Source organism: Agrobacterium sp. CFBP 3001 (assembly GCF_027871605.1).
GTDB classification, from domain to species: domain Bacteria; phylum Pseudomonadota; class Alphaproteobacteria; order Rhizobiales; family Rhizobiaceae; genus Agrobacterium; species Agrobacterium leguminum.
In genome coordinates, this window is the sequence record NZ_JAQAHD010000025.1 from 18,609 (window position 1) to 32,035 (window position 13,427).

The following is a 13,427-nucleotide window of genomic DNA, read 5'->3' on the forward strand; positions in this document are numbered from 1 at the left end:
AAATCATCATCGCCTGCCTGAAAGCCAGATCAGATAGGGCGCGCCGGCAAGCGCCGCAAAAAGCCCGAGCGGCAGTTCGTAAGGAAAGGTGACTGTCCGTGCGCCAAGATCGGAAAGCGCCATCAGCACCGCGCCGAACAGGAAGGAGGCGAAGAGATGGTCGCGCGGCGTAGTGAAACCGGCGCGAAGTGCAATATGCGGCGCCATCAATCCGACGAAACTCAAGGGACCGACGAGCAGCGAGGCAGCCCCGGTGGCAATGCCCGCCACCGCGATGACGGCGACGCGCGCCGCACCGAGCGGCAGACCGAGGGAGAGCGGCACATCGCGTCCGAGCGGCAGGATCGTCAGCCAGCGCGTGACCGATAGCGCGCCCGCCAGCAGCACGACGGAAAGAATGGCGAGAAAAATCGCCGAAGCCGGCGTCGCCGTCGAACCCGAGCCGCTGAGCCAGGCGAGGATCTGCCATGCCCGCTGGTCGCCAATGGCAAGCAGCGCCGAGAGAACGGCCGAGCAGAGCGAACTGATGGCAATGCCCGCGAGCAGGATTTTTTCCGGCGCCAGGTGCCGGCGCATGGAAAACAGCAGGACGAGGATCATGACGGCCGCAGAGCCGATGCCTGCGCCGCAAAACAGTTCGAAAAGACCGGCGGCCGGAAAAATCGTGATGGCGGCGGCAAAACCGAGGCCGGCACCGCCGCTGACGCCGATCACCTCCGGGCTTGCCATGGGATTGCCGGTAAGCCGCTGGAGAAGCGCGCCCGCCATAGCCAGAAGTCCGCCTGCTGCAACGGCCGCCACCAGCCGCGGCCAGCGGAACGGCAGCAGGCTTTGCAGATCGTCAGCCTTCAGCACCGTCCAGCCATCGGGCCCCTTGCCGATGGCAAGCGCTGCAAAAACCAGCCCCGCCATGACGGCCAGCACCGGCAGCAGGGCCGTAAGCCGGCGTCTTGTCGCCAGCTCGACGCCTTCACCGCGATGCACATCGGTCGGCCGGATTTTCGGCAGCAGCCACAGAAGCAGCGGGCCGCCGATCAGGGCCGTTACCGCGCCAGTCGGAAAAACTTCGGCGGTCGTGCTTGCCAGAAGCTGCACGAGACCGTCGCAGAACCACAACAGCAGACCGCCCAGAAGCGGGGAAACCAGGAGCACCGAAGACGAACGCCGCACACCGAGCGCCCGGGTGAGCGCAGGTGCTGCAAGGCCGATGAAGCTGACGAGGCCGACCGCCGAAGCAACAAAGGCGGCCAGCATGACCGCGACGGCGGCGACCGCCAGCCTGATCGAAAACAGCGAGACGCCAAGCGATCGCGCACCGGCATCGCCGAGACCGAGGACCGTCAGCGGCTTCATCAGCAGGCCGGTCAGAACGAGCCCGGCAACAAGCTGAAACGCGAGGGACAAGGCGTTCGACCAGTCCTGCTGGCTGAGCGAGCCGCCGTTCCAGACGACCAGCGACATCAGATATTCGCCCTGTGCCAGCGTCAGCGCGGCGGAAACGGACGCGGCGGTGATGCCGACCAGCAGCCCCGACACCACCATGGTCACCGGCTCGAAGGAGCGTCGCCAGCCGAGAAGAAACACGATGCCGGCCGCACCGGCCGCGCCGGCAAGCGCCACCAAAGCGCGGTTGCCATCCAGCATCCACGGGAAGAACAGGGTTGCGACGACGATGGCCAGTTGCGCGCCGGCCGAGATGCCGAGCGTCGAAGGATCGGCAATCGGATTGCGCAGCAATTGCTGGAACAACGCGCCCGACAGGCCGAGCATCGCCCCCGCCAGAATGGCGACCGCCACGCGCGGCATCAGGCTGAAGGCGAAAATCACCTGATCCATCGACATGGTGGCAGCATCGAACGGCAGGCCGGGCCATGCACCGAAAGGCAGCCGCAACAGCCCGGCATGCAGGGAAAGCCCGCAGGCCAGAACGAACAGCAGCCCGAAGAAAAACTGAAGAGGCCGCGCCGTCACAGGGCTTCTCCCTGCGCCGAGAGCGCTTCGGTCAAAAGCCGCGCAAAGCGCATGCCGGCGGTGATGCCGCCATAGGGGCCGACATTGCCGAGCGTGACCACCCGGTTTTCCCGCACGGCGGGCAGCGCACGCCATATGGCGCTGCTGCGCAGGGTTTCCCGCGCCTCGACCGGAATATCGGAGACGATGACGATGCGGGCATCGGGCGAAGCGGCGAGGTTTTCAAGCGGCACCGGGGCCGCGAAGGTGAATTGCGAACGATCCACCCAGGCATTGGCGAGTCCCAGCCGGCCAAGAACATCCCCGAACATGCTATCCGCACCGAAAGCGCGAAAATGCCGGGCGTCGCCGATATTGATCACATAGGTCGGCCGCGCCGCAAAACCGGCAAGGCGGGTCCGCATGGCTTGCAGCGTCGCTTCCGTTTCGCCCAGAACCCTGCGCGCCTCATCGGCCCTGCCAAGCTTTTCGCCAAGGGCGGAGACCGCCGCCAGCGCCTTTGCGAAAGGCGGCTCGCCCTTCACGTAAAAGGGCAGCGAGAAGACCGGGGCAATCGCTTCCAGCCTGCCGGTATAGCGGGTGTAGAAGGGCGAAATCAGAATGAGATCGGGCCGGGTCAGTTGCAGAAGCTCGAAATTCGGCGCGCCGCGCAGGCCGAGATCGGCGACGGTTGCAGGGATTTCCGGCTCGACCGCGTCCGCCCGAAACTGGATGAGCTCGGTCGCCGCCACCGGCATGACGCCGAGCGCAACGGCGGTTTCCAGCATGGCCCAGTCGATGGCGGCGAGGCGTGGCGTGACCGCCGCCTGCGCCTTGCCAGCAAGAGCCGAAGCAGCGAGCAGGCCTAAAAATTCCCGCCGCCCCCAAAGGGGGGACATCCATCGATCCTTGCGCGTCATGCCCCTGCTGCTTCACTTTGATATGGCGTCACCAACGATAGGTCAGCTTGCCCATAACCGTTCTTCCGTCACCGTAATAGCATCCGAAAGTGGAGCAACTAGAAATATATTCTTTATCAGTCAAGTTTTGCACCAGAAGCGAGGCGCGGTAGCCGTTCTTCTCGTAATGCACGCCGAGATCGAGCAGGGCGAGGCCCTTCATCTCGAAGGTATTGGCGGCATCGCCATAGCGTTTTCCGACATAACGCACACCGCCGCCGATGCCGAAACCCTCAAGGGCGGTATCTTCCGGGAAAGTGTAATCCAGCCAGAGGCTTGCGGCGTGCCGCGGCGTGCTGTCCAGCTCCTTGCCGTTATTCACGCGGCCGGAGACCTCGCTGTCCATGTAGGTATAGGCCGCGCGCAGGTCGAGCCCGTCGGCAAGGCTTGCGACGCCTTCAAGCTCGAGGCCTTTCACATGCGCCTCGTCCATCTGCTGCGTCACCCCGCCCACCGTCGTCGTGACGTTTTTCTGTGTCAGATCGTAGACCGCGGCGGAAAAGAAACCGTCGAAACCCTCAGGCTGGTATTTGACGCCCGCTTCCCATTGTTCGCCGGTGGTCGGTTTCGGCGCATCGCCGACAGCCGGCTGCGGCACCGGTTCGAAGGAGGTCGCGTAGCTGACATAGGGCGCGATGCCGCCATCGAACAGATAGCTGATGCCGACGCGGCCGGTCAGCTTGTGATCGTCCTTGTCGAGCGAACGGTAGGTGGTGCCGTTGAAGGTCGTACCGCTGGTGCTTGCCCAGTCCTGCCGCAGGCCGGCGGTGACGCGCCAGTTCTCGAAAGCGATCTCGTCCTGCGCATAAAGGCCGATCTGGGAAATATCCGTCTTCACATCGGCATAAAGCGTGCGCGAGGTGAGGCTGATCGGCCCGCCATAGACCGGATTGACGGGATTGAGCGGCGTCGCGGCCCAGAATTCGGTTTTGACGTTATTGTCGAAATAACGGTAGTCCAGCCCGACAAGCAGGGTGTGGTCGATTGGCCCCGTGGAGAACTCCGCCTGCAGGCTGTTGTCGATGTTGAAAGTGTTCAGCAACTCGTCCTGAAACGTCGCATTGCGGCGGATGAGATTGCCGATCATGCCGCCGCTGGTCGAGGACATGCCGAGCGCGCGGTAGGACCAGTCGAAATTGGAATAACGCGCATTCTGCCGGAAGGTGAAGGTCTCGTCGAAACGGTGCTCGAATTCATAACCGATATTGGTGAATTTGCGGCTCGACGTATCGAAGGACGGATCGCCGACATAAAAGCTGCGATCCAGCATATTGCCGGGTCTGAGATAGGTCAGCGCCGGCGGCAGGCCGGAGGGCGAACTCGGATTGTCGTGCTGATAGGAGGCAAGAACCGTCAGCTTCGTATCCTCGTCCGGCTGCCAGGTGAGCGCCGGCGCGATGAAATAACGGTCGTTCTGCAAGTTGTCCGTCTGGGCATGGGCGTTGCGCGCAAGGCCTGTCAGGCGATAGGCGAAACTGTCGCTATCCGCCACCGGGCCACCAATATCGAACATCGACTGGTAATAGTCGAAGCTGCCGATCTGCACACCGACTTCGCCGAACCGTTCGAAGGTCGGCCGCTTGCTGATGAGATTGATAAGGCCGCCGGGATTGCCCTGACCGAAAAGAACGGAAGCAGGCCCGCGAATGACTTCCACGCGCTCCAGACCGTAAACCTCATAGGAAGGCGCACCGGCGGTACGCATCAGCCGCAGACCGTTCAGGAACTGCAACTGGTTTCCCTGGAACCCGCGAATGCGCGGCGCATCGAAACGCGGATCCGCCCCAAACGGCTGCGCGACGACACCCGGAACATAGTTCAGCGCCTCGCTGAGATTGCGGACGTTCTGAGCATCCATCTGGTCCTTGGTGATGACGGATACGGATTGCGGCGTCTCGATCAGGGATCGCCCCGTCTTGGTGGCGCTGGCGCTGGTTTTCGCCACATAGCCTTTCACCGGCGCCTTGGGATCCTGATTTTTGGCGCCCTCCACGGTGATGGTCTGCAGCACCGTCGTACCGGCCTCCTGCGCAAGGGCGGAAGCCGAGGCCAAAAACGCCACATAAGCGATGACGGCGCAACCGCCAGCCAGAATGGAAATGTGTTTGGTTTTTCCCTGCACCCCAAGACCCTTCGTCACCTGCGCCACCATAAGGCGGTATTTTTCTGGAGAATTTAAGTCATCTTATTACGCAAGGGACGGATTGTGATCCAATAAGCGCAGCCGGTTTTTTTCAGAACTATTGATTATGAAAACTCACGACGATAATAGCTTGGAATTATTCAAATCTGCCGGGAAAGGCCGTGACGATGGGCAGGAAACCGGCAAGCCGGGCAGAAACATTCGAATTGCGCCACCTGCGCTATTTCACCACGCTGGTGGATGAGCGCAATTTCGAGCGCGCCGCCGCCCGCCTCGGTATCGCCCAGCCGGGCTTGAGCCAGCAGATCATGGCGCTCGAACAGATTGTCGGCATGCCGCTTCTCGACCGAACGCGCCGCTCGGTGAAGTTGACCACGCCCGGACAGCTTCTCTACGAGGACGCCCGGAAGATCCTCGCCAATGCCGAGGCGACGCTTGCGGCGCTCAAACGTGTCGACCGCGGCGAAACCGGGCGCATTTCCATCGGTTATGTCGCCTCGGCCGCCTATTCCGGCCTGATGATCCGGTCCATCGCCAGTTTCCGCGCTTCCCATCCCGATGTGGAACTGCAATTGATCGAGATGGAGATGCGGCTGCAACTGGCCAAGATTGACGACGGCAATCTGGACTTCGCCTTCATCCGCCCGCCCGCGCCTGTTCCGGAAGGTGTGACAACCCATGTGGTGCTGCGCGAACCGCTGATGGCCGCGCTTCCTGAAAACCACCCCCTGGCCTTTGCGCTGCAGGTCGATCTGAAAAACCTTGCCGGCGAGACCTTCATTACCCCGCGGCAACCGCCGGATGTCGGCTTTCACTACAATACGATTGAAGCCTGCAATGAAGCCGGGTTCCAGCCGGCGATCAACCCGGAAGGCAGGGACTACACCACGATTACCAGCATGGTGGCCATCGGCCTCGGCGTCGCGCTGGTGCCGCGCTCGCTTAATTGCCTGAGGTTGCCCGGCGTGCGCTATGTGCCGCTTGCGGCCAGTTCCACGACCTCGGACCTCGCTATCGCCCACCGGAAAACGGAAGCCTCTCCCGCCGTCAGGGCCTTCATTCTCCATATGCGCAATTGAAGCGGCAGCACCCGCCCGCCTGCCGATCCCGTGGACGAAAAATCCGCCATCACCCGTTTGCGCCGCATCGGCGGCAACAGGCGGGGGCGGCGTAACCGCATGGGATTGCGAAAGGAATGACGCTCTTGCGGGCAGGCCCAACACGAGGCCGAAATCCTGTTCGGATATTTCCTGTCCCCGCTTTTCCCCGCAGCCGCAGCGCACCCCATAATCGCGGCAGATTTTAATTTACGGGAGACAGCAATGGCTGAGACTTACGAACACCACGCCGCCGGCCTCGAATCGCCGGCATCCCACGCTTTCGATGTCGTTCCGGACGATACGAACCCGCTTTCTTCCCCCACCCGCGCCATCTATGTGGGCAATGGCGGCCATCTCTGCCTGACCCTGCTTTCCGGGGCGACGGTGACCTTCCAGAACCTGCCCGCAGGCAGCCTGCTACCGGTCAGGGCCACGCGCATATTCGCAACGCGCACCACCGCCACAGGCATCGTGGGCCTCAATTAAGGCCTCTATCGTCTCGACAATCTCAAACACCACCACCGAACGGCCACGACGGAGTGTGACACTTCCATGACAAGCTTTCAGGTTGATGTCAGCAAAATGACGCATCCGCCATTGATCGGCCCATGCGGCAGCCTGGACGACGGCGTTTTCGCCCCGTCTCCGTTGCCGCCGGCCTATTGGAAATCTGGTGGATCTGACAGTGGCTCTTTTTACCGCGAAAGCGACGGGAACAGTAACATATCGTCCGGAAATCGGCAGCGTGCCGCTCAGCCTGCTGACGGCGGCCTATCTGCTGTTTTTCATGAACCGGACATTCTGGTCGAAGGTTCACACCTATCTTTCCGCCTATCCGGTCGCCATTGTCGCGCTTTATGCCGCTATGGCCGCCCTTCTCGGCGCCCTCATCATCATTTTTTCCGCCAAATATCTCATCAAGCCGTTTTTGATATTCCTGGTCTTCGCGGCGGCCGCCGCTTCCTGGTTCATGGATCGCTACGGCATCGTCATCGACAGCGACATGATCCGCAACGCCATGGAGACGACGCAGGCGGAAGCCGGCAATCTGATCACGCCCGGCTTTCTCTGGCACATGGCGATTTACGGACTGGTGCCGTCCCTCCTCATCGCCGCCGTGCGTGTGCGCCACCGCCCAATCCTCGACAAGCTTTTGTGGAACACGATCAGCATCCTGATCTGTCTTTCCATCGCCGGCATCATCAGCTTCGCCAATTCCAAGACCTTCACCACCGCCGTGCGCCAGCACAAGGATATCGTCAAAAGCGTCAATCCACTGTCGCCGATCATGTCGGCCATTCATTATTTCACGCTGGCGGGCAAGGAAGTCGATATTCAGGTCAGCCCGGTCGGCGGGGATGCGAAGGTCCTGCCTTCATTGGGCGGCGTCCGCAAACCCCGTATCACCGTCATCGTGGCGGGCGAGACGGCGCGGGCCGCGAACTTTTCCCTGAATGGCTATGGGCGCGATACCAATCCCGAGCTTACAAAACGCGGTGTGGTCTATTTTCCGAACACGACCAGCTGCGGCACCGCGACGGCGATTTCCATTCCCTGCATGTTCTCGAAGTTCCCGCGTTCGGAATATAGCCACAAAAAGGCGCTCGCCAATGAAAACGTCATGGATGTTCTCGTCCATGCCGGGGTCAGCGCGACATGGCTGGACAACAATACCGGCAGCAAGAACGTCGCCGACCGCATCCCCTATTTCGACCTGCCCTCCACCAATGACAGCCGCTTCTGCACCGGCGGGGAATGCCGCGACGATATCTTCTTTGACAAGCTCGACTCCTGGCTCAACAACGTCACCAGAGACAGCGTCATCGTGCTGCACCAGATGGGCAGCCACGGGCCGACCTATTATCTGCGCTACACCGACGAATTCCGCAAATTCACCCCGGATTGCCGCACGGCCGAGCTTGGCAACTGCTCCGACGCGGAGATCGTCAACTCCTACGACAACACGCTTCTTTATACCGACCATTTCCTCTCGACCGTGATCGACAAGCTGAAGGCCCGTTCCGACAGGCTGGCGACGGGCATGATCTATGCGTCTGACCACGGCGAGTCGCTGGGCGAGAACGGCGTCTACCTGCATGGCGCCCCCTATCTTCTGGCGCCCGACCAGCAGACCCATGTGCCGTTTCTCGTCTGGTTCGACGACGACTTTGCGAAATCCATGGGGCTCAACAAAGCCTGCCTCGCAAAAACCGCCGCGGAGGGCGGGCGCTCGCACGACAATTACTTCCACAGCATCCTTGGCATGATGAATGTCTCCACTTCGGTCTATGATCCCTCGCTCGATGTATTCGGCGGCTGCACCCAGCGGCAGAACAGCTGAAACACCGTGCTTGACGCTTATCCGGAGAAAGAGATACGCAGGACGAAGCGATAGAGGGAGCTGTCTTGCGGGTTCTGCTTGTTGAAGACGATCATGTGCTTGGCGAAGCGCTGCGGGACCATGTCGCGGCGGCGGGTCATGCTGTCGACTGGTTCAAGACGCTCGGCGACGCCATGGCGGCGACGCTGACGATGGGTTACGGCCTCATCCTGCTCGACATGCGCCTGCCGGATGGCGAGGGCATCACCCTTCTGCAAAGCCTGCGCCAGCGCGATGACGCGACGCCGGTGATCATTCTGACGGCCCATGACCAGGTCTCCGACCGGATCGCCGGGCTGAACGCCGGTGCGGACGATTATCTGGTCAAACCTTTCGATCTCAACGAGCTTTCGGCCCGCATGCTGGCGGTTTCGCGCCGTTACGAAGGGCGCTCCGCTCCCGTCATCCGCCTGCCCGGCATCGAGATCAACCAGGTGGCGCGCAACATCACGGTCGATGGAACGGCGCAGACGCTGAGCGCCCGGGAATGGGCCGTGCTGGAAAAACTCGTCGAACATCCCGGCGCGGTCGTCTCGAAAGCGCAATTGCACGACACGCTTTATGAATTCGGCGCGGAAATAGAAAGCAACACGGTCGAGGTCTATATCAGCCGACTGCGCAAGAAAATCGGCCATGACCGCGTCGAAACCGTGCGCGGCGTCGGCTACACCATTCGATAGTCAGAATTACAAGCAGGCAGAAATGGCCAGACCGACCAGCATGACCCGCAAGCTCGTGACGGCGCTGACCAGCGTTGTCGCCATATCCTGGCTTCTCGCCTGCGGGCTGGGCGTCATGGTGATGCAGGATGAGTTCGCCGAAATTTTCGACGCCGGCGTTGAGGAAACCGCCGAAAGACTGCTGCCGCTATTGGTGGACGACCTGAGGGAAAACAACACCGCGCCTGCCGCGCAAAAGCTCAACCGGACGTCGGAACGGGCGGAATATCTGACCTATCAGGTCCGCGACCGGGAAGGACAGGTGGTGCTGCATTCGCATGACAGTTCCACCGAACCTTTCGAGGTCTCGCTCGAACCCGGCTTTTCCGAAACCCCGACCCAACGCATCTTTACGGTTGCGACACCGGACGGCAATTATTTCCTGCAGGTCGCCGATGCCTTCGCCAATCGCCGCGAGGCGATCGAAGAGGCGGGCACCGCGCTGCTTCTCCCCGTTCTCATCCTCATTCCCGCCAGCATTTTCGCCGTCATTGTCGTGGTGCGCAGAACGCTGCGACCGATACAGACCCTGCGCGACGACATCGGCAAAAAGGACGGCGGCAATCTCGCGCCGCTGCCGACGCAACCCTTTCCGGGTGAACTCCATCCCATTGCCCGTTCGGTCAATCTGCTGCTCGGACGATTGCGATCGGCAATCGAGGCGGAACGGGAATTCACCGCCAACAGCGCCCATGAATTGCGCACGCCGATTGCCGGCGCACTGGCGCAGGCGCAGCGGCTGCATGCCGACATTCCGCCGGAGCTTGCACCGCGCGTGGAAAACATCGAAAAATCCCTGCAGCATCTCGCCCACCTGGCCGAAAAACTGCTTCAGATGTCGCGCGCGGAGGCGAGGATCGGGGTCACCGACACGGCAAACGATCTCATCCCCGTTCTCGAACTCATTATCGACGACATGATGAGAACGGCCATCGGTTCATCTCGCATCCGCTTCACCAATCGCTGTGAAGGCGGCCTGTCCTGCAGGATCGGCGCGGATGCCTTCGGTATCATCGTCCGTAACCTCCTCGAAAACGCGCTGATCCACAGCCCGGCGGAAAGCCCGGTGCAGGTCGTCGCCGAAGCGGACGGCACGATCCGCATCGTCAATTCCGGGGCGACGATCGACGCGGCGCTCCTACCCAAGCTGACGACGCGTTTTACCAGGGGCCAGACCACGGCGGACGGAACCGGGCTTGGCCTTGCCATCGTCAAGAGCCTGGTGGAGCAGGCCGGCGGAGAGCTGGTGCTTTCCTCTCCGGCGCCGGGCCGGCAGGACGGTTTTGAGGCCCGCATCGTCCTTCCCGCCGAAACCGCCTGAATGCCAAAAAGAAAAAGCCCCATCGGAAGGACGGGGCTTTTTCCGGTCTGGATGGTGGTCGCTCAATCCTCGTGGATATGGCTGTGAGCCCGCGTATCGCGCATCTTCACATAAACCACCAGCGACAGGGCGATCATGATCGTCACATACCAGAAGAACCAGTTTTCGTGGCCGATCTGCTTGAATTTCAGGGCCACGAATTCCGCCGTTCCGCCGAATATGGTGTTCGCCAGCGCATAGGGCAGAGCCACACCGAGCGCGCGAATATGGGCGGGGAACATTTCCGCCTTCACCACCGCATTGATAGAGGTATAGCCGGTAACGATCAACAGGCCGACCAGCACGAGGGCGAAAGCCATGATGGGATCGGTCGTCGTCGAAAGCGTGCTGAAGATCGCATAGGTGAACAGCGTTCCGAGAATACCGAAGCCGACCATCAGCGGCTTGCGGCCGATCCTGTCGGACAGCGCGCCGGCAATCGGCTGGCACAGCATGAAGACGAAGAGCGCTGCCGTGGTGATTTCCGTGGCGCTTTCCTTGCTGAAGCCGGAGGTGTTGACGAGGAATTTCTGCAGATAGGTCGTATAGGCATAAAAGGCGAGCGTGCCGCCGGAGGTGAGCGCCATGACCATCAGCGCTTCCCTTGGATAGTGCTTGAACAGCGCCCATCCGCTGGACTTCGGCTTGTCGGCAGCGCCGGTCTTGGCATTTTCGAAGGACTGCGTCTCGACAAGGCCGCGGCGGATATAAAACACCGCAATCGCCAGAAGGCCGCCAATGAAGAAGGGAATGCGCCAGCCCCAGGAGCCGAGCTGTTCCGGCGTCAGAACCCGCTGCAGCACCAGAAGCACCGCCAACGCCAGAAGCTGACCGGAAATAAGCGTCACATACTGGAAGCTGGAGAAGAAACCGCGGCGGTTCTTGCCGGCCATTTCGCTGAGATAGGTGGCGCTGGCGCCATATTCACCGCCGACGCTGATGCCCTGCAGAAGCCTTGCGAAAACCAGAATGGCCGGCGCGGCAATGCCGATCGCCTCATGGCCGGGCGTAATCGCGATCAGCAGCGAACCGAGACACATCAGCGTGACGGACAAGGTGAGACCGGCCTTGCGGCCCTTGCGGTCGGCATAGGTGCCCATGAACCAGGCCCCGATGGGCCGCATCAGAAATCCGACGGCGAAAACGGCGGCTGCACTCAGAAGCTCGGCGGTCTGGTTTCCGGAAGGGAAAAACACCGGCGCGAAATAAAGGGTGAAGGCCGAATAAACGTACCAGTCGTACCATTCGACGAGGTTGCCCGCCGATCCGCCGATAATGGATTTCAAACGGGTTTTCTGGTCCGGCGCGGTGGCGGGACCATTTGCCATAATATTCACGGGTAAACTCCAATTCATCTTCGTCTGGAGATGGAAGGGCGAACGGAAGGTGTGATAATTTGTCGCTCTCGGTGGGGGTATATACCCGTCATGTTGCAGTGCGCAAGTTTATACCGCATCGCAATATTGCCGAAAAACCAGCCAAACCCGCTCACCTGTGATCCGCCTTGTAAGCCGCCCGCGCTCAAACTAAAAAATATCAATGATTTACGATATATCGGACGTTCAGATCGAAAAGCTTCTCATTGCCGCCGCCCGTGCCGGCGAGGCGCTGGCGCGGCTGGACGAGCGGATCGACCGGTCACCGATGAAACACGGCTTCATCGAAAGACAGGATTTCACCGATGCGATTTCCTCCATGTGGGTGGATGGCGAACTCGTTCACCTGGAAGATCTGGTGCTGCATGACGCGCATATGGATGTGCGCGCGCCAACCCATGAAATGACGGCGGCGCACCGGATTCTCCGCTCGAGACGGCTGATCTTTTCCAATGCCCCCGGCTGGGCCTTTACCGCGCCGGGCCTTTCAAGGCTACGCGGCAGGGCGGCACTTGCCGAAGAGCCGGCGCCTCCCAGACAAACGCTCGATCACTCCCGCGATGAAGACATCGACGCGGAGGAGGAAGAAACATCGCTGGATGGCGCTTTTTCCGAGCTCGATGCGCTTCTGGCGCGAAGCGCGGCAACGCTCGACGCGATCACCACCGGCAACGCGCTTCCGCCAATGCACAGGGAGGAAAGCCATGCGATCATCAACGAACCCGACTGGGACGAGGATGAGCGGCTGAAAGAATGGTGGAACGTCCATGCGCGAACGGAGGAACTGCCGGCGATTCTTCGCACCGCCATCCTTCTCGACGCCTGGAACATGATCGAGGTGCTGCAACGCAGCCCCTGGCTCGGCCGGCTTCTGGCCTCCGCCTTTCTGCGCGACGGCGCCGTCACGCCCGATCACCTGCCGGCCCTCAGCGCCGGTCTCCGCGCGGTCCCGCGGGAGCGTCGCCACGCCCGAAACCAGACACAGCGGGTTCTCGCACTTCTCGACAGCTTTTACGAAGCGGCGCAGGCCGGCATGAAGGAACATGACCGGCTGGCCCATGCGCGTGAACGCATGATGCGCAAGCTGGCAGGCCGGCGTTCCTCCTCGCGCCTGCCGGAACTCGTGGAACTTGTCGTCTCCCGACCGGTGGTTTCCGCAGCGATGATCGTCAAGGAACTCGGCACCACGCCGCAGGGTGCGATCGGGCTCGCCAACCAGCTGGAACTGCGGGAAGTGACCGGTCGCGGCCGGTTTCGCGCCTGGGGCATGCTGTAGCGAAAGCCGCTCCCGCCCCTCGCAAGAGCCACGAAAAACGGCGGTATCTCGGCCTTTTTCCGGCAAAGACGTGCCGCACGGATGCAGCGATCACGAATCTTAACAAAATTTAACTATTGCGTAGGTCGATGAAGCCGCTATGTTCCTCGCTGCGTTGCAGCACC

Annotated in this window: 10 protein-coding genes; 6 read left to right on the plus strand and 4 right to left on the minus strand. The window is 61.4% G+C overall.

Annotation, left to right across the window (positions count from 1 at the left end):
- Window positions 1-6: 6 nt before the first annotated feature.
- The 3 genes from fhuB to PH605_RS22240 are packed head-to-tail and all read right to left on the minus strand — an operon-like array spanning window position 7 to window position 5,061.
- Entirely contained in the window at window positions 7-1,971 is a 1,965-nt protein-coding gene (gene fhuB / locus PH605_RS22230) for a Fe(3+)-hydroxamate ABC transporter permease FhuB (protein WP_142846131.1), read from the minus strand.
- A complete protein-coding gene (locus tag PH605_RS22235; RefSeq protein ID WP_065657415.1) occupies window positions 1,968-2,870 on the minus strand; it encodes an iron-siderophore ABC transporter substrate-binding protein in 903 nt (300 codons plus the stop codon). The genes fhuB and PH605_RS22235 overlap by 4 nt, the downstream gene beginning before the upstream one ends.
- 28 nt (window positions 2,871-2,898) lie before the next feature.
- Window positions 2,899-5,061, minus strand: coding sequence for a TonB-dependent siderophore receptor (locus tag PH605_RS22240; RefSeq protein WP_161987986.1), 2,163 nt, complete (start codon window positions 5,059-5,061; stop codon window positions 2,899-2,901).
- Between the two features lie 158 nt (window positions 5,062-5,219).
- Between PH605_RS22240 and PH605_RS22245 the strand changes: the two genes are divergently transcribed.
- The 5 genes from PH605_RS22245 to PH605_RS22265 all read left to right on the plus strand — a co-directional run bounded on the left by PH605_RS22245 (window position 5,220) and on the right by PH605_RS22265 (window position 10,572).
- Window positions 5,220-6,131: a LysR family transcriptional regulator gene (locus PH605_RS22245; RefSeq protein ID WP_142846164.1), complete on the plus strand. Its 912-nt coding sequence runs from the start codon at window positions 5,220-5,222 to the stop codon at window positions 6,129-6,131.
- A 243-nt stretch (window positions 6,132-6,374) separates the two neighbouring features.
- Window positions 6,375-6,638: a spike base protein, RCAP_Rcc01079 family gene (locus PH605_RS22250; RefSeq protein ID WP_065657417.1), complete on the plus strand. Its 264-nt coding sequence runs from the start codon at window positions 6,375-6,377 to the stop codon at window positions 6,636-6,638.
- A gap of 187 nt (window positions 6,639-6,825) precedes the next feature.
- The gene (locus PH605_RS22255) at window positions 6,826-8,493 is read left to right on the plus strand and encodes a phosphoethanolamine transferase (RefSeq protein WP_065657418.1); all 1,668 of its coding nucleotides are present in this window, start codon (window positions 6,826-6,828) and stop codon (window positions 8,491-8,493) included.
- A 65-nt stretch (window positions 8,494-8,558) separates the two neighbouring features.
- Window positions 8,559-9,212, plus strand: coding sequence for a response regulator transcription factor (locus PH605_RS22260; RefSeq protein WP_020010073.1), 654 nt, complete (start codon window positions 8,559-8,561; stop codon window positions 9,210-9,212).
- 22 nt (window positions 9,213-9,234) lie between these two features.
- Window positions 9,235-10,572, plus strand: coding sequence for a sensor histidine kinase (locus tag PH605_RS22265; RefSeq protein ID WP_142846133.1), 1,338 nt, complete (start codon window positions 9,235-9,237; stop codon window positions 10,570-10,572).
- Between the two features lie 62 nt (window positions 10,573-10,634).
- Here PH605_RS22265 and PH605_RS22270 read toward each other — a convergent pair whose 3' ends face one another.
- On the minus strand, window positions 10,635-11,939 hold the full coding sequence (locus PH605_RS22270; protein ID WP_065657420.1) for an MFS transporter: 1,305 nt from the start codon (window positions 11,937-11,939) through the stop codon (window positions 10,635-10,637).
- Between the two features lie 211 nt (window positions 11,940-12,150).
- Here PH605_RS22270 and PH605_RS22275 point away from each other — a divergent pair, with 211 nt between their 5' ends.
- Window positions 12,151-13,263 carry an RHE_PE00001 family protein gene (locus PH605_RS22275; RefSeq protein WP_065657421.1) on the plus strand — a complete coding sequence of 371 codons (1,113 nt, stop codon included), beginning with the start codon at window positions 12,151-12,153 and terminating at the stop codon, window positions 13,261-13,263.
- Window positions 13,264-13,427 lie beyond the last annotated feature (164 nt).